Source organism: Shewanella sp. ZOR0012 (assembly GCF_000798835.1).
Lineage (GTDB): Bacteria > Pseudomonadota > Gammaproteobacteria > Enterobacterales > Shewanellaceae > Shewanella > Shewanella xiamenensis.
Window position 1 is genome coordinate 65725 of record NZ_JTLE01000094.1, and the last position, 19262, is coordinate 84986.

Genomic DNA, 19262 nt, shown 5'->3' on the forward strand with positions numbered 1-19262 from the left:
GATAGCACTTGCTATCCTTTTTACTTAATGTGACTCCAACTCACAGATACGGCTTCACCAAATTCGCCATCATGCTGATATGGTCATCATTATCATTTAGCGCTGGAATATAACGGAACTTCTCCCCCCCAGCATGAGTAAAGATATGGCCATTTTCGCCCACGATCTCTTCTAACGTCTCTAAACAATCGGCACTAAATGCTGGACACACAATCGCAACATCACGCACACCTTGACTCGGCAGAGCCGCCATCGTCGCATCCGTGTAAGGTTGTAACCATTTAGCTTTACCAAAACGTGACTGGAATGTAATCGCAAATTCATCTTTGGCCAAACCCAATTGCTCAGCCACAAGACGAGTGGTCTTCATGCAAAAACAATAATAGGGGTCACCCAGATGAAGATTACGCTCAGGCATACCATGGTAAGACAGCACTAACTTTTGTGGCTTGCCATGTTTGTCAAAATCGGCACTAATCGAATTGACTAATGCAGCAATAAACTCAGGGTTATCGTGATAAGTATTAATAAAATGCAGCGAGGGCAAATAGCGCCATTGACAAAGTTCCTTGGCAATAGCGTCAAAAGCGGAACCCGTTGTCGGCGCAGCATATTGGGGATATAAGGGTAAAACAACTATCTTATCAATCCCTTGCTTATGCATATCCTGTAACGTGTTTGCCACTGAAGGGTTTCCATAGCGCATAGCTAAGTGAACCGACACTGGATAACCATCGGCGGTTAATTTATCAGACAATTTAGCCGTTTGCCGCAAACTGATATCCATCAGTGGCGATCCAGCTTCTGTCCACACCTTTTGATAAAGTGCCGCGGACTTTGCTGGGCGAACGCGCAGCACTATGCCATGTAATATCAGCATCCAGAGGAGTTTTGGAATTTCTACCACCCGAGGGTCGGATAAAAACTCTGCAAGGTAACGCCTTACGGCCGATGCCGTTGGCGCATCAGGCGTGCCAAGGTTAAGTAACAACACACCCACTTTGCCACGCGTTGCGTGGCCCATCTCTTTTGATAATCCTGAAAACCTAGCCAAAGTAGCCTCTTAAAATTTGTAAATGAATAAATTGGGCATTAAAGCACGGATTCTATTGCCTGCTTAAGCTCGGCACTATCGGGTTTAACCTTAGAATTAAATTGCTGCACAGTATTGCCATCGCCACTCACTACGTATTTGTAGAAATTCCACTTGGGTGAGCCAGCTTTATCGCCTAAGTATTTGAATACACTGTTAGCATCACTACCTCGGACGGGAGACGTCGCGAGCATGGTGAAGGTGACACCATAGTTGATGTAGCACACCTTAGCAGTGTCTTTTTCATCATTCTCCTCTTGGAAAAAATCATCCGAAGGGAAACCAATTACCACTAACCCTTTATCTTTATATTGTTGATGGAGTGCTTCTAAGGCTTTAAATTGCGGTGTATAACCACAATTACTGGCGGTATTGACCAGCAGCACAGGCTTACCCTGAGTGAGCTCACATAAGTTAACGCTCTGTTCTGAGTGCAATTTACGCACTTCAACATCAAGGTAGCTTGGGCATGTTGCCGCCAAAGCGCTGGTGCTCATCAAGCTAGTCAAGATAAATAGCGGGAGTTTCATCATAATGTCCTTCTTATTCAATGATCCAAGATAGGCGAACTTATTCTTATTACGTCACTTGCTACGGTAAAGATCATATTGAATAAAAAAATAAAAGCTACAAGGAGTTATCGATTGCTTTAGCTGATAAAAAAGCAGCTCAATCGAGCTGCTTTAACACACGACAAAATAGGATTAATCCATATCCAAGGTCACGCCTTCCATAAAGCTCGAACTGGCGGGTTCTTTATTTTGCAATTTAATCATTAACCGCAAGTCGTTGGGTGAGTCAGCATGATGAAGCGCGTCGGCATAACTGATCTCCCCATCGACATAGAGCTTTAACAGAGCTTGGTCAAAGGTCTGCATGCCCTGCTCATTCGATTTGGCCATGGTTTCTTTGAGCAAATGCAGCTCATTTTTAGCAATCAAACTCGCGACACGTGGCGTATTGATCAAGACCTCAATCGCCGCCCGGCGCCCTGTTCCATCAACTTTAGCCACCAGCTGCTGCGCCACAATACCTCGCAGGTTGAGTGACAAATCGAATAATAGCTGTTGATGTTTACTTTCTGGCACTAAGTGCATAATTCGGTCTAATGCTTGGTTAGCATTGTTAGCATGCAGTGTCGCCATACACAGATGGCCCGTTTCAGCAAAGGAGAGCGCAAACTCCATGGTTTCTTGGGTTCGAATTTCACCGATAAGGATCACATCAGGCGCCTGACGCAGCGAGCTCTTCAGCGCCGCATCAAAGGACTCAGTGTCTATGCCCACTTCACGTTGGGTAATGATACTTTTGCGATGATCGTGCACAAATTCCACAGGGTCTTCAATCGTCAAGATATGCCCGCGGGCATGGGCATTGCGGTAACCGACTAATGCTGCTAAGGAAGTCGATTTACCGGTCCCTGTCCCCCCCACCATGATGATAAGTCCACGCTTACTCATCACCAGATCTTTTAAAATGGGTGGCAGTTTTAAATCATCCACTTCTGGGATTTTCGTCTCAATCCGGCGCATAACACAACCCGGAGACTCACGCTGCCAGAATGCGCTGACGCGAAAACGCCCCAACTCCTTAACCGCAAAAGCAAAGTTACACTCGCGAGTCGTGTGAAACTCCTTCTTTTGCGCCTCCGTCATCACGGACTCGACAAAATCCAAAGACTGCGCGGGCGTGAAGGCACTCTCGGCTAACGGGCGTAACTCACCATCGATTTTGGCGCTCGGCGGAAACCCTGCGGTAATAAACAGGTCCGAGGCTTTACGCTCCACCATGACTTTTAAAAACGGACGGACATCCATCATAAATCCTTAAAACGTCGCTTGTTTGTTTGAGCTCTTCGCCATGGCATCCTCACGGGTGATGAGGCCACGGTTAACTAAGTTTTGCAGACACTGCTCAAGAGTTTGCATGCCATGGGCCATCCCCGTTTGGATGGCGGAGTACATCTGCGCCACTTTATCTTCACGGATAAGATTTCGGATAGCGGGCGTACCCATCATAATTTCGTGGGCAGCCACACGGCCACCACCGATTTTCTTAATCAGGGTTTGCGAAATAACCGCCTGTAATGATTCAGATAACATGGTACGAACCATGTCCTTTTCACCGGCAGGGAAAACGTCAACCACACGGTCAATAGTCTTAGCCGCCGACGTGGTGTGTAAGGTACCAAAAACTAAGTGACCCGTTTCAGCCGCCGTCATCGCCAGACGAATGGTTTCAAGGTCACGCATCTCACCCACGAGGATAACGTCAGGGTCTTCACGCAATGCGCTACGCAGTGCCGCGTTAAAGCTGTGGGTATGGCGATGCACTTCCCGTTGGTTAATCAAACATTGCTTGTTGGGATGAACAAATTCGATTGGGTCTTCAATGGTTAAGATATGATCATGGCGGTTTTCATTGATGTAATCGACCATGGCCGCAAGTGTGGTACTCTTACCCGAACCTGTAGGCCCAGTGACTAACACTAACCCACGGGGAAAACTGGCAATTTTTTTAAAAATTTCAGGCGCACCTAGCTGCTCAAGTGACAAGATATCACTGGGAATGGTACGAAATACCGCCGCAGCGCCGCGAGATTGGTTAAAGGCGTTCACACGGAAACGCGCTAAATTAGGGACTTCGAACGAAAAGTCGATTTCTAAATGTTCTTCAAAGTCCTTGCGTTGTTTATCATTCATAATGTCATAAACAAGGCTGTGTACACCCTGATGATCGAGCGCGGGCAGATTGATTTTTCTCACTTCACCGTCGACACGGATCATGGGAGATATCCCTGCAGAGAGGTGTAGATCCGAGGCTTTGTGTTTTACACTAAAAGCTAATAACTCAGTGATTTCCATAGTTTGGGATATCCTTGCAACTAGATAATTACATCATGACAACAATAGCAGACAGACTCGCCCACGCCCAGAGCAGGATCGCGCAAGCGGCGCAAAAATGCGCACGCTTACCTCACACTATTCGCTTACTTGCCGTCAGTAAAACTAAACCTATCGCAGATATTATAGCCGCCTATAATGCAGGCCAGCGTTGCTTTGGTGAGAACTATGTTCAAGAAGGTGCGACAAAAATTGAAGCGCTAAAAGATACTCATCCCGATATTGAATGGCATTTTATTGGGCCTCTACAATCCAATAAGACCGCATTAGTTGCCCAGCACTTCGATTGGATGCACACCCTTAGCCGAGAAAAAATTGCCCAGCGGCTTAATGAGCAGCGCCCCACTCACCTTGCGCCACTTAACGTGTGTATTCAAATCAACATCAGTGATGAAGACACAAAATCTGGTATCGATGCCGAGCAAATGCTACCGCTAGCCAATATCATCAGCCAACTGCCGCAGTTAAGGCTCAGAGGCTTAATGGCTATTCCCACTGCAACCGATAACATTACCCAGCAAACCCGGGAACTTACCGAGCTCAAGCAGTTATTCGAGACACTGAAACAGCATTATCACGATGTCGATACACTATCAATGGGCATGAGTAATGATTTGGACATCGCTATCGAGTGCGGCTCAACCATGGTGCGCATTGGCAGCGCCATCTTTGGAGAGCGGGATTATTCCTCAAAAGAAACGATCAATTGAGTCGATAAGTATCAAACCTATTGCCATTAAAGAGGTCATTGCCAACAGTCGCTATCACAGATTGAAAACTAAGGTATAGCAACTGACTCGGTATTTGGTCTTGTTTTTACAGGCTAAAGCCCAAATACTGTAAAGAGACATTAAATAGAAATTTTTATCCGGTCTAATTTTGTCATCGCTGAACCATAGGATTCAGCCCTAGGCCAGACATTATGGGGTACACATGAGTCAACAAAAAATCTGCTTTATCGGCGCGGGCAATATGACCCGTAGTATTATCAGCGGCTTAATTCGTAGTGGTTATCCAGCATCACAGGTTCAGGCGACCAACCCAAGCCAAGGTAAACTCGACGCCCTCGCCCACGACTTTGGTGTGCGTGTATCCCAAGATAATGTCAGCGCCGCCCAAGATGCTGATGTCATCGTATTATCCGTTAAGCCGCAGTTGATGGAACAAGTCTGCCAAGCACTGCAAGACATTGATATGTCAAATAAGCTGATCATTACTATTGCCGCAGGGATTAAAGCTGAACGCTACAGCCAGTATTTAGCACAACCCATCACGCTGGTTCGCACTATGCCAAACACCCCAATGCAAATCGGCGTCGGCATGACGGGACTCTACGCACCGCAACCCCTATCGGATGCACAAAAAGCCATTACTGAACGATTGATGTCCAGCGGTGGTGAAATAGTGTGGGTAAATGAAGAATCTGAAATTAATCAAGTCATTGCCCTTGCTGGTAGCTCACCAGCATATTTCTTCCTGCTGATGGAATCGATGATTGATGCGGGTAAACAAATGGGCATGGACGAAGCCAAAGCCAGAAGCTTAGTGCAGCAAGCCGCCCTTGGTGCTGCTATGATGGCTAAACAAAATCCTGAGCTCACGCTGGGTAATTTACGGGAAAATGTCACCTCTAAAGGTGGAACAACGGCGCAAGCCATCGCCACATTCGAAGCGGCAGATCTCCGTGGTGTCGTAAAAAATGCCATGGAAAACTGCATTAATCGCGCAGAAGAAATGGCAAAAACATTTTAATTAAACCACTTTCCCGACGGCTCAAACAAAGATAACGGGCGTTTTTAATTGGACTCATATAGGCAGAAATCTCGATGAATGCATTAACCTTCTTGATCAGCACACTCTTCGATTTGTATTTGATGGTAGTGATTTTACGGCTCTGGCTCCCCTTGGCACGGGCCGATTTTTATAACCCTTTTAGTCAATTTATCGTGAAAGCAACTCACCCACTCATCGCCCCAATGCGCCGAGTGATCCCATCAATAGGAAGATTTGATACAGCCTCGTTTGTGTTGGCATTATTGGTTGTCATCGTAAAAGTCTTGCTATTGAGCCTTATCGCCGGTGGCGCTATTGATATTGTGCTGTTCTTTGTATTTGCGCTTGTCACTGTCATCAAACAGACGGGCATTTTGCTGTTTTGGATGTTGATCATCCGGGCGATTTTGAGCTGGTTCAATCAAGGCTATAATCCGATCGTGATGATTATGGGGCAATTAACCGAGCCCATTTTGGCCCCAGTGCGCCGCATCATTCCGCCAATTGGTGGCTTAGATCTGTCGGTAATGTTAGTGATTATCGGCATGAACTTTATCAACATGCTGTTGGCGCAATACGTACCTTTTTGGGCCGTGATTTAATGAGCGCAGTCATTATGCAGCAAGGCGACTTGCTGCTTAATTTGTATATTCAACCTAAAGCGAGTCGCGATCAGATAGTTGGGCTTCATGGTGATGAGTTAAAAGTCGCCATTACCGCCCCGCCTATTGATGGCAAGGCCAATGCCCATTTAAGCAAATATTTAGCCAAGGCCTTTAAAGTCCCTAAAAGCGATGTTCACATCCTTAAGGGCGAATTGGGGCGCCATAAACAGGTACGGATTAGCGCTCCTAAAAACGTCCCGACAGAAATCGCGACACTGCTCGAATAAACACAGCGTTTGAAGTCTAGGTTCCGATACATATAATCAAGCAATCTCTCATATTAAGTTAAGGTACAACATTATGTTACGTAACCTCCTAATCATGCTCGCATTAACAGCTAGCCTTTGTGGTGTCGCTAATGCCGAGCAAAAAGAAACCGTCGGTAATTTTGATATTCATTATATCGCGTTAGGAAGTACCTTTCTGACCCCCAGTATTGCTAAAACCTATGGCATTGAGCGTAGTAGCTACAAAGGTATTATCAACATCGCGGTATTAGATACGAGTGAAGAAGGCTCACCCGCCGTGCCCGTTGAAATCACCGGTGTTGCCAATAACTTACTCGATGCGCGTATCGATTTAAAATTTAGAGAAATCCGTGAAGGTAAGGCCATTTACTATATTGCTGAAGTCCCATACCGCGACGATCAAGAGATTAATTTCAACATCGCCATCAAGTATAGGAACCAGCTGAATACTAACCTACAGTTTAAACAAAAGTTCTACGTCGAATAATTTCAGCCTCACAGGCAGGACGATACCAATTATCGTCCTGCCTTTTTCTGTCCTTTACCGCCAAGCTTGGGTATCATTGCCGCCGTAAACATCGCTCAATGAAATAGGTATCCCATGCAACAAATCGTCCTCGCCAGTGGCAATAAAGGTAAACTTGCCGAATTCGATCAAATGCTCGCCGCCTACGGCGTAAAAGTACTGCCACAAAGCCAATTTAACGTTAGCGAAGTGGCCGAAACGGGCACCACCTTTGTCGAAAACGCCATTATCAAAGCCAGACATGCGGCACAAATTACTGGACTTGCCGCCATTGCCGATGACTCGGGATTAGAAGTCGATTTACTCCAAGGTGCACCGGGCATCTACTCTGCGCGCTATGCGGGGGAGAATGCCAAGGATCAAGAAAATGTGTTAAAACTCTTAGACACATTAAAGGATAATCCTGCGCCGCGTACGGCAAGATTCCAATGCGTTTTAGTCTATATGCGCCATGCGAAAGACCCAACGCCAATCATTTGCCAAGCCGCGTGGGAAGGCCAAATCGATTTCGTGCAACGGGGTGACAACGGCCATGGTTACGATCCGATTTTTATTCCAGAACACCATGATTGCAGCGCCGCCCAAATGAGCAGTGACGAGAAAAATGCCTTGAGTCACCGTGGTAAAGCGTTAGTACAACTGATTGCTGCCATGCAGGAAAAAGGCGTATTTACCGACGGGAACGCCCAATAATGTCAGTTAATGTGTCATCTCAGTTAACCCTGCCGCCATTGAGCTTGTACATCCATATCCCTTGGTGTGTACAAAAATGCCCTTACTGCGACTTTAACTCCCATGGGCAAAATGGTGAATTACCCCAGCAGGCCTATGTGGATGCGCTGCTAGCGGACTTACACCAAGACTTGCACTTAGTACAGGGCCGTAAGCTGCACACCATTTTTATTGGTGGTGGAACACCGTCTCTATTTGATGCCAATCAAATCAAACGGATATTGGATGGCGCCAACGCGCTAATTCCCTTTAGTGACGATATTGAAATCACCATGGAGGCCAACCCCGGTACCCTAGAGCACGATGACTTTAGTGCCTACCGCGCCGCCGGGGTCACTCGGTTATCGATTGGGGTACAAAGCTTTTCTAAGGATAAGCTTAATCTGCTGGGGCGAATTCACGATCAAAACGAAGCCCAAACCGCCGCCCAAAAAGCCAGCCAAGCGGGTTATTTAAGTTTTAACTTGGATTTGATGCACGGACTTCCGAATCAAAGTTTTGCTGAGGCCATGGCGGATATCGATACCGCTGCGGCGCTCAATCCGCCACATTTGTCTTGGTATCAACTGACGATTGAGCCCAATACCCTGTTTCACTCCAAGCCACCGCAACTGCCCGACGATGAAGATCTCTGGCAGATCTACGAACAAGGGCAACAAAAGTTAGCGGCACTCGGTTATGAGCAGTATGAAATCTCGGCCTATGCCAAACCTGGCTATCAGTGCCGGCATAACCTTAACTATTGGCAGTTCGGCGATTATTTAGGTATAGGCTGCGGTGCCCATGGCAAAGTGACCTTACCTGAAGAAAATCGCATCATTCGTACGGTCAAAATTAAACACCCTAAAGGTTATTTAGCGGCCAGCAACTATACCTTCGAACAAACTGAAGTCGCTCAAGAAGATCGCGCCCTCGAATACTTGATGAATCGTCTGCGCCTAATGACGCCAATCCCTAAACAAGAGTTTGAAGACAGAACCGGTTTACACCGAGACACCTTAAAGGATGGGATGGAAAAGGCCAAACAACGGGGTTTACTCACCGAATCAGCTGAACATTGGCAATTAACCAGTAAAGGTCACATGTTTGTGAACGATTTACTGACACAATTTTGTTAATTCACTGATTAAATTCCCCGTATAAATAATGTGTTAGCCTAGGTTTCTCGATGAAGCATCTTTTATGGCTAACACATTTTCTAACATTTATATCCATACATTTTTCTCCTGCATCTTTAGAATTGCCTGAACATTGTTAAGGAAGCCTGATCATGCCAATAAAAACGAACATCAGCTTAGTCGCATTTACTCTCTCCGCCCTGCTTGCACTGCCTTCCTATGCAGTGCCCAGCTTAAATGACTCACATAATGTGACCAGTACAAGTGTTGCAGTCCAAAGCGAGTCAGAAAAAGCCAATGCCTTGTTTGAAACCATCTTCATGGAAAACATCATGGCAAGCCCCATTGCGCAAACCTATATGGGCATTAAGCAGGACTATGATAAGTGGGATGACATTGGCGACGAGGCGGATGCCCGTGAATTGGCGCGCACGAAGAAACAACTGGCCGAAGTGAATCAACTGGATGCGAGTAAGCTTGACCCCCAAACTCGCCTAAGCCTGACGTTACTCACCCAAAACCTGAATAACGATATCAAAGACTATCAGTGGCGTTACCATAACTACCCAGTAAATCAGATGCATGGCGGCCACTCGATGATCGCCTCCTTCCTGATTAATCAACACCAGATCACCGATGTCAGCGATGCTAAGGCCTATATCAGCCGCTTAAATGGCGTGCCCAAACGCCTAAGCCAACTGCAACAGGCGCTAGAAGTGCGCGCTGATAAAGGCATTATTACGCCTAAATTTGTGTTCGGTTACGTGATATCTGACAGCCAAAACATCATTAAAGGCGCCCCCTTCGATAAAGGCGAAGACAGTGCACTGTTGGCGGATTTTCGCAAAAAAGTGAATGCACTCAGCATCTCCGAAACAGAAAAAGCCCAACTGATTGCCGATGCTGAAAAAGCACTAGTCTCGCAAGTTGAGCCTGCATACAAGACGCTTATCGCCTATATCAAAACCTTAGAAGCCAAGGCCGATACCCGCGATGGGGTTTGGAAACTCCCAGACGGCGAGGCGTTTTATAAGAATGCCCTTGCACGCACGACGACTACCCACATGACGGCGGATGAAATCCATCAGCTCGGTCTTGCCGAAGTGGAACGCATCCATAATGAAATGCGCGCCATTATGAAAAAGGTGAATTTTAACGGCACCTTGCAAGAGTTCTTCACCTTTATGCGCGATGATCCGCAGTTCTATTATCCAAATACCGCCGAAGGCAAGGCGGCATATTTAGCCGATGCAACCAAGCTTATCGATAATATGCGCTCACGCTTGGATGAAGTCTTTAAGGTCAAACCGAAGGCGGCAATGATCGTCAAACAGGTGGAAGCTTTTAGAGAAAAATCCGCGGGTAAAGCCTTTTATGAACAGCCTGCGCCTGATGGTTCTCGTCCTGGTCGCTACTACGCCAATCTCTACGATATGAAAGCCATGCCAAAGTATCAAATGGAAGCACTGGCTTACCACGAAGGTATTCCTGGCCACCATATGCAAATTGCTATCTCGCAAGAGCTGAAGGATATTCCTAAGTTCCGTAAGTTCGGTGGCTATACCGCCTATATCGAAGGTTGGGGGCTCTACAGTGAGTCTTTCCCGAAAGAAATGGGCTTATATGCCGATCCATACTCCGATTTTGGTCGACTGGCGATGGAGTTATGGCGAGCTTGCCGTTTAGTGGTCGATACCGGGATCCACGCCAAGCAATGGACCCGCGAACAAGGGATTGCTTATTATGTCGATAATACCCCTAACGCAAAATCCGATGCGAAGAAAATGGTGGAGCGTCATATCGTTATGCCATCGCAAGCCACAGCCTATAAAGTTGGGATGATTAAGTTACTCGAACTGAGACACAAGGCGGAAAAACAACTGGGTGATAAGTTTGATATCCGGGATTTCCATACTTTAGTCTTGGCAAATGGCGCGCTGCCTTTGGATGTGCTGGAAGAGCAAGTCGATCAATGGATTGCCAGCGTTAACAAAGCCTAAGCTTGAAACCTTGGGAGGCTAACGCTAGCCTCCATTGAACACCGTTGCGAATAACATCGTTAAATCGCAGCCAATAAAAAAGCCACTATCAAGTGGCTTTTTTATTGGATTTATCACCGGCTTGGTCATAAAACCCTATCTCACTGTGGATCACTATATTTGATGAATTAAGCTCAATACTTAACACTCGGTGTGACTTTAGGGTACAGAGAGACAAAACTCATTTCCCACGATTAAACCATCAGAAAAAAATTACCTCAGCCTAATAAGCTGAGGTAAACCAAAAACTAGGATGATGGTTTAAAAGCCAACATTGTTTTAGTTCGCAAACTTCTGTTGGCGGTGATTCGAAACCGCAATATTGCAGACCTGTACACTCATATCGAAAGGGGTCATTTCCAATAAAAGCATAGGACTCAGGTCATTCCGAATCATCTGGCAATCATTGTATTCATTTAAGAACAGACTTCAATACAAGCTTCAAAAACTTGTTTTAGACAATGCTAAAAAACCAAACTAAAATGCAAGACCAAAAACATATAAGCGACTGATTTTATTTAACTTAAAATATCGACAGACGCTTCCAAAACGCATTGAACGCATTTTAAGAACAATGTTTCCAAAATTACTGACGCTCACTGAAAAGTTCAGCATAAGGGATATCCCAATAAGGCGGATTACCAATATGGTCTTTAATAAACTCAATGAAAGCACTCACCTTAGGCGCTAAATGCTTACGACGTGGATACACCGCCTGTAGCGGTAAATGATGAGTCAATTGCCAATCTCTCAATAGTGGCACCAAGGTACCTTTAGCGATCTCATCTTCCATCAAGTAACTAGCAAGATATACAACCCCTAAGCCACTGATCGCAGCTGATTTTAAAGCAGGAGCGTTATCCACCCTAAAGTTACCTGAGACACCTATCTCACAGTAATCATCGCCCTTTTTAAACTGCCACATGCTGTGCTCATGCCACTCACCTTGATACACCAAGCAGTTATGGTCGACTAATTGCTCTGGACGCGAAGGTTCGCCATGTTTAGCAATATAATCGGGTGAGGCAACGAGTAGGAACTGACACTTCATCAAAGGTCGCGCCACCATACCAAGAGGAAGCTGCTCAGACATAGTTAACAGTAAGTCTAAACCTTCACTGACCACATCCACCTTATGATCAAGCAAACTGACTTGCAGTTCGAGCTCAGGGTGTTTTGCCATAAATGATGGCAATGCGGGAATGATATGCATAGCGCCAAAGGACTGAGAAATACCCACCTTTAACACGCCGCGGGTCGCATCGTTTAAATTATGCACGCTAGCAATCGCCTGCTCAGCATCGCGGAGTAACTCTTCACCTTGCAGATATAACAAATGCCCAGCTTCAGTCAAACTTAAGCTGCGAGTAGTACGCTGGATCAGTTGAACACCGAGTCTATGCTCGAGATCGGCTACCTGCGTACTAACCTTAGATTTAGAGATCCCAAGCCTTCTTGCGGCCGCACTGAAACTTCCGGCTCTGGCCACATGAGTAAAAATCGCAATAGGTTCTAACAGTTCTAACATGGAAAGTCGCCTTAAGCAGTTTCGACAGTGATTTAAACTTTCGGAATAACGCAGGAATGCAGCATTCCATAACGCCTTAATATCTCACAGCAAATGGGTTCGTTGTAGAGATTTAAACCGAAAAAGTCAGCTAAAGTAGAGTGTTTTATCTGACTGAGTTGCCAGCTTTTCATTATATTTTAAGAGTATACCAAACATTAGTCTGAAGAATGTAACATTCCACACTAAATAGCCGCAAGCATTGGGATTAATATCAAGGTGCTTGGTAACAATTCCACAATAAAAAGCCCCAAACACAAAGGTGCTGAGGCATTGATCATTTATACTACTTTATTCATTTTGCCAGCTAGGCAAACGTTCTAGCGTAAAAACCAGTTTATTCCCTTAGATATCTTCTGCGATATCTACTCACGTAATTCGCGGTGAGTGTTTTGCGTCAACACATAAGGTGCTAACTCAGGCACTTCTTTACGCAGTTGATTTTCAAGCACTTGCAGGTTTTCAAAACGGTCACATAAACGGTCGGCTTTCGCTTCAATCCCCTTGGATTGGGATTCAATTTGCTGCTCAATATCATCGCCTAATCTATCCATTTTTTGTGAGAATGCCTCCATCTTAGCATCGAAGGATTCACCATCGCCGGCAAGAATTTGGCCACCGATATTCATCATAAGAGTGCCAATGGAGTTTTGCACGATTTGCTCCATTTCCTGTTCAAACTCATCGTTAAAAGTGTTTTGCATCGACTCTTCGGTCGCACCAAGGTAAAAACTATCGCCCTGCTTGTAGGCTACGGCATCGACACGCTTCTGCACGCCCGCCATCATCTCATCAAACTTAGCGCCAGCGGCATCGCCCATCAATGGCGTTAACGCCATACTCACAGCTTGAGAGGCCAGTGCAACCGCTTCATTGACTAATTCAATCACCTCAGGTACCTGAGTTGACACCTCATCGGCATATTGGCTAACTAGCTTCTTCTGCTTATCAGTTAAAGTTACCTGCTTGCCTTCAACGTATAACTTGTCAACCTCGATACGATACTTCTCGGCGCCCTTCTCACTCATCACTAATTTTTTAGGTTCGACTCTCACATCATAATTAAGGGAAACCTCACAGCGCTCATCAATTTGCGGCTCGGCTTTCGCTTGTGCTGATTGCAAGCCAGAAGCACCTAAAATAACGCCCGATAATGCCACTCCAGTTAATAGCGTATTTATTTTCATTGTGGTTCATCCTTTAATCTGAGTAATTCGACTAAGCTAACATGCTAAAAGACAATTAGCAGAAGATGTGCCAACTTTGTAATAATATGATTAGTATGGAGTTATAAAAATTAGCACCGATAGCAGATTAGTGAATTTCACTAATATTTAGCCTAGCAGTGCTAATCAAAGAGTTAAATCAGAAGATTGAACGTCCGAGACGCTGGCTGAGATGCTCAAGCATCGCCGTCCCCGCGAGGGAGTTACCTTGGTTATCTAATTCGGGGGACCAAACGCAGACCGAGAGCTCCCCAGGGATCACCGCAATAATGCCGCCACCGACACCACTTTTGCCAGGCATTCCGACACGATAGGCAAACTCACCAGCGCCATCGTACAAGCCCGAGGTTGCTAACAGGGCATTTAACTGCCGAGTCTGTACTTGCGAAATAAGCTCAGTGCCATCTATGGTTTTACCGCGATTAGCTAAATACAGCATCGCCCGCGATAGATCGGCGCAGTTCATTTTTAAGGCGCAGTAATGAAAATAAGTACGCAGCACTGTATCGACATCACCTTGAAAATTGCCGAAGGATTTCATCAGATAGGCGATGGCCGCATTGCGAGCACTATGCTGATATTCAGAATCCGCCACTTGCTTATCGAAACAAACTTTATCGTTTTGACTCAGCGCCCTGACCAATTCCAACATCCGATGCTTAGGTGCCCCTAAACGGCTCTGTAATAAGTCAGCGATGACTAACGCGCCAGCATTAATAAAGGGATTGCGAGGTTTACCCCGCTCGAGTTCGACTTGGACTAATGAATTGAAGGAGTGTCCCGAGGGTTCTTTGCCGACGCGGCTCCAAATTTCGGTTTCTTCATATAAAGTTAGCGCTAAGGTTAAGCTGAAAACTTTAGAAATACTTTGAATTGAAAATGGCTCAAGGTAATCGCCTGCGCCTATGGTTTCGCCATCAATCGTGGTCACGGCTATGCCCAATTTGCCAGCATCAACATTGGCGAGCGCAGGGATATAATTAGCAACCTTTCCTTGGCCGAGCAAGGGTCGAACTTTGTCGACCACTTCCTCTAATAACGCCTGTTCTGGCATTAACTCCACCAGATATCGTACAGTTCGCTAACTTCGAGTTGAGTCACTTTTTGACCCGCCCAGAATGCCTTAACAGCAGCGATATCTTCCTCGGTGCACTTGCCGATAGTTTGGGTCGCAATAATACCTTCCCATTCGATATGACCACCGCCATGGAAGCCTAGCTTACGGGCTTCAATCACCTCATCAATAAACTTATCGACAGTTGCATCAATTTCAGCTTCAGAGACAGATGCATCGAACGTCCAAGTGATGTCAAAACCTAACTCTTGGAATTCATCGACGCGCATTTTCTTACGTAAACGACGGCTACGATTCGTTGCCATAGTGATTTTCCCCGTTGTGTTAAAAAACCAATAAAAAGATAACGATATTAAGCGATACGCTCGAACATCAGATCCCATACGCCATGGCCAAGGCGATGACCGCGGGCTTCAAATTTCGTGAGTGGACGATGATCCGGACGCGGTACAACAGTACCATCGGCAGATTGATTCTTGTAACCGCTCGCCACATTCATCACTTCCAGCATATGTTCGCTGTAGTTTTCCCAGTCGGTTGCCATATGGAATACGCCGCCAATCTTCAGTTTACGGCGGATCAATTCGGCAAATTCAGCTTGTACGATACGGCGTTTGTGGTGGCGCTTTTTATGCCAAGGATCGGGGAAGAACAACTGCACACGCGTCAGGCTGCCATCGGCAATCGCATGTTCTAATACTTCCATCGCATCATGGTGATACACACGAAGATTGGTCACGCCCGCGGCAGCGGCATCACTTAAGCATGAGCCAACACCAGGCTTATGGACTTCAATACCGATAAAGTTCAGCTCTGGTGCTTCTTGCGCCATTTGCACCAAAGAAGCGCCCATACCGAAACCAATCTCCAGTACAGTGTCAGCTTCGCGCCCAAAAACTTCGGCTAAATCCAATGGTGTTGGGCTGTAATCTAAGCCCATTGTTGGCCACTGAGTCTCAATGGCTTGCGCTTGACCTTTAGTCAAACGCCCTTCTCTTAGGACAAAGCTTCTGATCTTACGCAGATACTTGCCTTCTTCATTAAATTCAGCGGTAGTGACTTCGCTCATTTTTGCCTCGTCTCGTGGACAACACCCTCTAAAAAGAAGGGCATTATCCAAAGTTCAACTTACAGTGCAAGCACTAATGGAGGCGAAGTATAACAAGATTCTTCGCCGGAGCGAATCTAGCACTGTTTTTCCTGTGAGAGTGACTTGTTTGCCGCCCTATCTCCCGCTACACTGCGCCGATGAAATCTACAGCCTCCTTTGCAACACGTATCGTTAATTGGTACGACACCCACGGTCGTAAAACCCTCCCTTGGCAGCAAGATAAAACCCCATATAGTGTATGGGTTTCAGAGATTATGCTGCAACAAACTCAGGTGGCGACTGTTATTCCCTATTACCAGCGTTTTATGACGCGTTTCCCCGATGTATTAGCCCTCGCTAACGCGCCGGATGATGAAGTATTGCACCATTGGACTGGCCTTGGTTATTACGCTAGGGCTCGCAATCTGCATAAAGCCGCTAAGATGATCCGCGATGAATATCAAGGACAATTCCCTACGAATTTTGAGAAAGTGCTTGCACTGCCAGGTATTGGCCGCTCTACAGCGGGTGCTGTGCTATCCCTATCACTTGGGCAGCAGCATCCGATCCTCGATGGCAATGTTAAGCGCGTCCTAGCAAGACATGGCGCGATTGCGGGCTGGCCTGGACAAAAACCAGTGGAGGAGCAACTCTGGCAATTAACTGAACAGTTAACGCCAGAGCAGGATATTCAAAAATATAACCAAGCCATGATGGATATTGGTGCCAGTATTTGTACTCGCAGCAAACCAAATTGCGCCGCTTGCCCTGTTGCTGTCGATTGCAAGGCCCAACTTATGGGTAGGCAAACCGATTTCCCGGGTAAAAAACCGAAGAAAACTATCCCAGAGAAATCTGCTTGGATGTTGGTTTTGCTCAAAGATAATCAAGTCTTCTTGGCTAAGCGCCCTCCTGCAGGCATTTGGGGCGGACTCTGGTGCTTCCCCGAGTTTAATACTCAAGCCGCACTCAATGCAGAGCTTGAGGCCCAAGGTTATAAAGCCGCTCAACTCGAACCATTAATTGGTTTTAGGCATACCTTTAGCCACTTTCATTTAGATATTCAGCCCATGCTACTGAATTTAGATAGTCACGCGAATGGCTACGACAAGCAAACCGCGGGTAAACAGATCGTGGGCGCAGTCATGGAACAAAATCAGTCTCTCTGGTATAACATAAATCAACCTTCCAAAGTGGGGCTCGCCGCCGCAACCGAGCGTGTGCTAGCCAATTTGGAGTCACTCATAACCGCTACAGTCAGTAAGCAGTAAGGAATAATCATGGCGCGTACAGTCAATTGCGTATATTTAAATAAAGAAGCCGACGGCCTAGACTTTCAACTGTATCCAGGTGATTTAGGTAAACGCATTTTTGATAACATCAGTAAAGAAGCTTGGGGCCTATGGCAGAAAAAACAGACCATGCTGATTAACGAAAAGAAACTCAACATGATGAATGTTGATGATCGTAAGTTTTTAGAAGAGCAAATGACATCCTTCCTGTTCGAAGGTAAAGACGTTGAAATTGAAGGCTTTGTGCCTGAAAAAGATCAAGAATAAGCCTAAGCGCCTATCCATAAATAGCAAAAAAGCGCCTAAGGGCGCTTTTTTGTTACAGGAGAAATGGCGTGCTTACTTACGCACACCTTCTACCACTAAATCTAATTCAACATTGGCAGATGCCGGACCTAAGTCCATCTTGATGCCATAATCTTTCATCGCAAACGTGGTAGTACCGGTAAAGCCGGCACGATATCCGCCCCAAGGATCTTGACCTTCACCCACAGCATGCGCTTGAATAGCCAACGGTTTAGTCACACCGTTTAGCGTGAAGTTACCCTTGATAACCATATCGCCATTACCTTTATCTTCAACCGAAGTAGAAACGAAAGTCGCTTCGGCAAATTTAGCAGCATTTAAAAAGTCAGCGCTACGGATGTGTTTATCACGCTCAGCATGGTTTGAATCCACACTTAAGGTGTTCACTTTTACATTCACTTTGGCTGCAGCTGGATTTTTAGCGTCGTAGCTGAAATCACCGCTGAAATCATTAAAACGGCCAACCACATAGCTATAACCTAAGTGACTCACTTTAAAGGTAATAGAGGCATGGGCACCTTCACGATCAATCACATAATCGGCAGCAGATGCAGCCATAGGAACCAGTAAAGACCCGCCAATCAAAGCCGCTAATAGTTGTTTTTTCATTATATTATCCTCGGTTAAATTTAATCATCTTGAGTAATGTTGAATCTTTATCGATAAAATGGTGCTTTAGAGCACCTAAGGCATGCAGTACAACCAAAGCAATCAAGCTATAGGCGGCATATTGATGAATATCCCCCGCTATATCAGCCTGATTTTCAATCAGCGGCGTCAGACCAGGTAACTCAAACCAGTCAAACACCATAATTCCTCGCCCCTCTGCCGTTGAAATCAAAATGCCTGCGGCCATAATCAGCAGTAATAAGAGGTAAATCGCGCCATGGGCAATCTGGGCAGTAACCTTTTCCCATGGCTGATGATTTTGCTCTGGTGCAGGCTTTGGATTAATCAAACGCCAAACTAAACGAAATAACGTTACAGCCAGCAGCAAAATCCCGACGCTTTTATGCCAATGTGGCGCCGTTTTGTACCATGGGCTGTAGTAGGTCAACTCAACCATCCAAACCCCCATGGCAAATAATCCAATCACGGCTACAGCGCTCAACCAATGGCTTGCAATAGCAATAAGTCCATAACTTAACTTAGTATTTCTAAACATACTGCCACTCCGAACCTTTATACTTCTGCCACATAATTAAATAATAGTCATTATCATAGAACGAAAATTAAAAACTAAAATCAGTAAAAATAGCTCATATCTTTCTAAAATTTAGAATGTTTGCCATTTTAACGTTTTGAAGCTGATAGCAAGGTTAGTAAAGGCAATATATTCGAGTGGAAATACAACTTAGTGATATTAAACTGAACCGATTTTGATAGGTTTATAGATAAAAAACAGCCAAAGTGCACATTAAACAGTCGAACACATCATTTATCAGGAAAAAGCACTTGCAGCGGCTAAATACCCTCGCTAATATAGCCGCACTTCGAACGAGACAGCATTGAGTTGTCAGTTTTAAGTAGTCAACTAACGCTTAGTTTAGTTGCCCGAATAGCTCAGTCGGTAGAGCAGAGGATTGAAAATCCTCGTGTCCCTGGTTCG

Annotated in this window: 21 protein-coding genes and 1 tRNA gene (1 of these 22 running past the window's edge); 11 read left to right on the plus strand and 11 right to left on the minus strand. The window is 45.7% G+C overall.

Annotated features, from left to right (window positions below):
• Positions 1–40: 40 nt before the first annotated feature.
• The 4 genes from hemH to L976_RS02165 all read right to left on the minus strand — a co-directional run bounded on the left by hemH (position 41) and on the right by L976_RS02165 (position 3957).
• Positions 41–1024, minus strand: a complete 984-nt coding sequence (gene hemH, locus L976_RS02150; RefSeq protein ID WP_156143144.1) for a ferrochelatase — start codon at positions 1022–1024, stop codon at positions 41–43.
• A gap of 68 nt (positions 1025–1092) precedes the next feature.
• Positions 1093–1626 carry a glutathione peroxidase gene (locus L976_RS02155; RefSeq protein ID WP_037420768.1) on the minus strand — a complete coding sequence of 178 codons (534 nt, stop codon included), beginning with the start codon at positions 1624–1626 and terminating at the stop codon, positions 1093–1095.
• A 171-nt stretch (positions 1627–1797) separates the two neighbouring features.
• On the minus strand, positions 1798–2910 hold the full coding sequence (locus L976_RS02160) for a PilT/PilU family type 4a pilus ATPase (protein WP_037420771.1): 1113 nt from the start codon (positions 2908–2910) through the stop codon (positions 1798–1800).
• A gap of 9 nt (positions 2911–2919) precedes the next feature.
• Positions 2920–3957 (minus strand): type IV pilus twitching motility protein PilT, encoded by a 1038-nt coding sequence (locus L976_RS02165; RefSeq protein WP_037420775.1) that lies wholly within the window; start codon positions 3955–3957, stop codon positions 2920–2922.
• A gap of 35 nt (positions 3958–3992) precedes the next feature.
• Here L976_RS02165 and L976_RS02170 point away from each other — a divergent pair, with 35 nt between their 5' ends.
• The 8 genes from L976_RS02170 to L976_RS02205 all read left to right on the plus strand — a co-directional run bounded on the left by L976_RS02170 (position 3993) and on the right by L976_RS02205 (position 11058).
• Complete coding sequence (locus L976_RS02170; RefSeq protein WP_047533739.1) at positions 3993–4706, plus strand: YggS family pyridoxal phosphate-dependent enzyme; 714 nt, start codon at positions 3993–3995, stop codon at positions 4704–4706.
• Between the two features lie 223 nt (positions 4707–4929).
• Positions 4930–5748 carry a pyrroline-5-carboxylate reductase gene (gene proC / locus L976_RS02175; protein WP_047533742.1) on the plus strand — a complete coding sequence of 273 codons (819 nt, stop codon included), beginning with the start codon at positions 4930–4932 and terminating at the stop codon, positions 5746–5748.
• Between the two features lie 74 nt (positions 5749–5822).
• On the plus strand, positions 5823–6371 hold the full coding sequence (locus tag L976_RS02180) for a YggT family protein (protein ID WP_037420784.1): 549 nt from the start codon (positions 5823–5825) through the stop codon (positions 6369–6371).
• Entirely contained in the window at positions 6371–6661 is a 291-nt protein-coding gene (yggU, locus tag L976_RS02185) for a DUF167 family protein YggU (RefSeq protein ID WP_037420787.1), read from the plus strand. The genes L976_RS02180 and yggU overlap by 1 nt, the downstream gene beginning before the upstream one ends.
• A 73-nt stretch (positions 6662–6734) precedes the next feature.
• A complete protein-coding gene (locus L976_RS02190) occupies positions 6735–7169 on the plus strand; it encodes a DUF4426 domain-containing protein (RefSeq protein ID WP_037420790.1) in 435 nt (144 codons plus the stop codon).
• A gap of 114 nt (positions 7170–7283) precedes the next feature.
• On the plus strand, positions 7284–7901 hold the full coding sequence (gene rdgB / locus L976_RS02195) for an RdgB/HAM1 family non-canonical purine NTP pyrophosphatase (protein WP_047533745.1): 618 nt from the start codon (positions 7284–7286) through the stop codon (positions 7899–7901).
• Entirely contained in the window at positions 7901–9058 is a 1158-nt protein-coding gene (hemW, locus tag L976_RS02200; protein WP_047533748.1) for a radical SAM family heme chaperone HemW, read from the plus strand. The genes rdgB and hemW overlap by 1 nt, the downstream gene beginning before the upstream one ends.
• 152 nt (positions 9059–9210) lie before the next feature.
• Positions 9211–11058: a DUF885 domain-containing protein gene (locus L976_RS02205; RefSeq protein ID WP_047533751.1), complete on the plus strand. Its 1848-nt coding sequence runs from the start codon at positions 9211–9213 to the stop codon at positions 11056–11058.
• A gap of 625 nt (positions 11059–11683) precedes the next feature.
• Here L976_RS02205 and L976_RS02210 read toward each other — a convergent pair.
• From L976_RS02210 to trmB, 5 genes are all read right to left on the minus strand, one after another.
• Positions 11684–12625, minus strand: a complete 942-nt coding sequence (locus L976_RS02210) for a LysR family transcriptional regulator (RefSeq protein ID WP_011625622.1) — start codon at positions 12623–12625, stop codon at positions 11684–11686.
• Positions 12626–13029: 404 nt separating this feature from the next.
• On the minus strand, positions 13030–13851 hold the full coding sequence (locus tag L976_RS02215; protein WP_047533760.1) for a YggN family protein: 822 nt from the start codon (positions 13849–13851) through the stop codon (positions 13030–13032).
• Between the two features lie 178 nt (positions 13852–14029).
• Entirely contained in the window at positions 14030–14944 is a 915-nt protein-coding gene (gene glsB, locus L976_RS02220) for a glutaminase B (protein ID WP_047533762.1), read from the minus strand.
• A complete protein-coding gene (locus L976_RS02225; RefSeq protein ID WP_037420808.1) occupies positions 14944–15270 on the minus strand; it encodes a YggL family protein in 327 nt (108 codons plus the stop codon). Before L976_RS02225 ends, glsB begins: the two co-directional genes overlap by 1 nt.
• A gap of 47 nt (positions 15271–15317) precedes the next feature.
• Positions 15318–16034 (minus strand): tRNA (guanosine(46)-N7)-methyltransferase TrmB, encoded by a 717-nt coding sequence (gene trmB / locus L976_RS02230; protein WP_037420811.1) that lies wholly within the window; start codon positions 16032–16034, stop codon positions 15318–15320.
• A gap of 179 nt (positions 16035–16213) precedes the next feature.
• On the opposite strand from trmB, the gene mutY reads away from it, so the two are divergent.
• Positions 16214–17326: an A/G-specific adenine glycosylase gene (gene mutY / locus L976_RS02235; RefSeq protein ID WP_047533766.1), complete on the plus strand. Its 1113-nt coding sequence runs from the start codon at positions 16214–16216 to the stop codon at positions 17324–17326.
• A gap of 9 nt (positions 17327–17335) precedes the next feature.
• Positions 17336–17614, plus strand: coding sequence for an oxidative damage protection protein (locus L976_RS02240; RefSeq protein WP_037420816.1), 279 nt, complete (start codon positions 17336–17338; stop codon positions 17612–17614).
• Positions 17615–17686: 72 nt separating this feature from the next.
• Here the strand turns inward: L976_RS02240 and L976_RS02245 are convergent, their stop codons facing one another.
• Together L976_RS02245 and L976_RS02250 are read right to left on the minus strand one after the other, a co-directional pair.
• A complete protein-coding gene (locus tag L976_RS02245; RefSeq protein ID WP_047533770.1) occupies positions 17687–18262 on the minus strand; it encodes a YceI family protein in 576 nt (191 codons plus the stop codon).
• 4 nt (positions 18263–18266) lie between these two features.
• A complete protein-coding gene (locus tag L976_RS02250) occupies positions 18267–18818 on the minus strand; it encodes a cytochrome b (protein WP_047533772.1) in 552 nt (183 codons plus the stop codon).
• A gap of 390 nt (positions 18819–19208) precedes the next feature.
• On the opposite strand from L976_RS02250, the gene L976_RS23095 reads away from it, so the two are divergent.
• A tRNA-Phe gene (locus L976_RS23095) sits at positions 19209–19262 on the plus strand (it continues 35 nt past the right edge of the window).

Excerpts from the sequence above, each read along its gene's own strand:
- L976_RS02250 (WP_047533772.1), bottom strand. The coding sequence starts at position 18,818 with ATGTTTAGAAATACTAAGTTAAGTTATGGACTTATTGCTATTGCAAGC.
- rdgB (WP_047533745.1), top strand. The coding sequence starts at position 7,284 with ATGCAACAAATCGTCCTCGCCAGTGGCAATAAAGGTAAACTTGCCGAA.
- L976_RS02165 (WP_037420775.1), bottom strand. The coding sequence starts at position 3,957 with ATGGAAATCACTGAGTTATTAGCTTTTAGTGTAAAACACAAAGCCTCG.
- L976_RS02160 (WP_037420771.1), bottom strand. The coding sequence starts at position 2,910 with ATGGATGTCCGTCCGTTTTTAAAAGTCATGGTGGAGCGTAAAGCCTCG.
- L976_RS02155 (WP_037420768.1), bottom strand. The coding sequence starts at position 1,626 with ATGATGAAACTCCCGCTATTTATCTTGACTAGCTTGATGAGCACCAGC.
- mutY (WP_047533766.1), top strand. The coding sequence starts at position 16,214 with ATGAAATCTACAGCCTCCTTTGCAACACGTATCGTTAATTGGTACGAC.
- hemH (WP_156143144.1), bottom strand. The coding sequence starts at position 1,024 with ATGGGCCACGCAACGCGTGGCAAAGTGGGTGTGTTGTTACTTAACCTT.
- L976_RS02210 (WP_011625622.1), bottom strand. The coding sequence starts at position 12,625 with ATGTTAGAACTGTTAGAACCTATTGCGATTTTTACTCATGTGGCCAGA.
- L976_RS02215 (WP_047533760.1), bottom strand. The coding sequence starts at position 13,851 with ATGAAAATAAATACGCTATTAACTGGAGTGGCATTATCGGGCGTTATT.
- L976_RS02225 (WP_037420808.1), bottom strand. The coding sequence starts at position 15,270 with ATGGCAACGAATCGTAGCCGTCGTTTACGTAAGAAAATGCGCGTCGAT.
- L976_RS02190 (WP_037420790.1), top strand. The coding sequence starts at position 6,735 with ATGTTACGTAACCTCCTAATCATGCTCGCATTAACAGCTAGCCTTTGT.
- L976_RS02170 (WP_047533739.1), top strand. The coding sequence starts at position 3,993 with ATGACAACAATAGCAGACAGACTCGCCCACGCCCAGAGCAGGATCGCG.
- L976_RS02205 (WP_047533751.1), top strand. The coding sequence starts at position 9,211 with ATGCCAATAAAAACGAACATCAGCTTAGTCGCATTTACTCTCTCCGCC.
- yggU (WP_037420787.1), top strand. The coding sequence starts at position 6,371 with ATGAGCGCAGTCATTATGCAGCAAGGCGACTTGCTGCTTAATTTGTAT.
- trmB (WP_037420811.1), bottom strand. The coding sequence starts at position 16,034 with ATGAGCGAAGTCACTACCGCTGAATTTAATGAAGAAGGCAAGTATCTG.
- L976_RS02245 (WP_047533770.1), bottom strand. The coding sequence starts at position 18,262 with ATGAAAAAACAACTATTAGCGGCTTTGATTGGCGGGTCTTTACTGGTT.
- L976_RS02180 (WP_037420784.1), top strand. The coding sequence starts at position 5,823 with ATGAATGCATTAACCTTCTTGATCAGCACACTCTTCGATTTGTATTTG.
- proC (WP_047533742.1), top strand. The coding sequence starts at position 4,930 with ATGAGTCAACAAAAAATCTGCTTTATCGGCGCGGGCAATATGACCCGT.
- hemW (WP_047533748.1), top strand. The coding sequence starts at position 7,901 with ATGTCAGTTAATGTGTCATCTCAGTTAACCCTGCCGCCATTGAGCTTG.
- L976_RS02240 (WP_037420816.1), top strand. The coding sequence starts at position 17,336 with ATGGCGCGTACAGTCAATTGCGTATATTTAAATAAAGAAGCCGACGGC.
- glsB (WP_047533762.1), bottom strand. The coding sequence starts at position 14,944 with ATGCCAGAACAGGCGTTATTAGAGGAAGTGGTCGACAAAGTTCGACCC.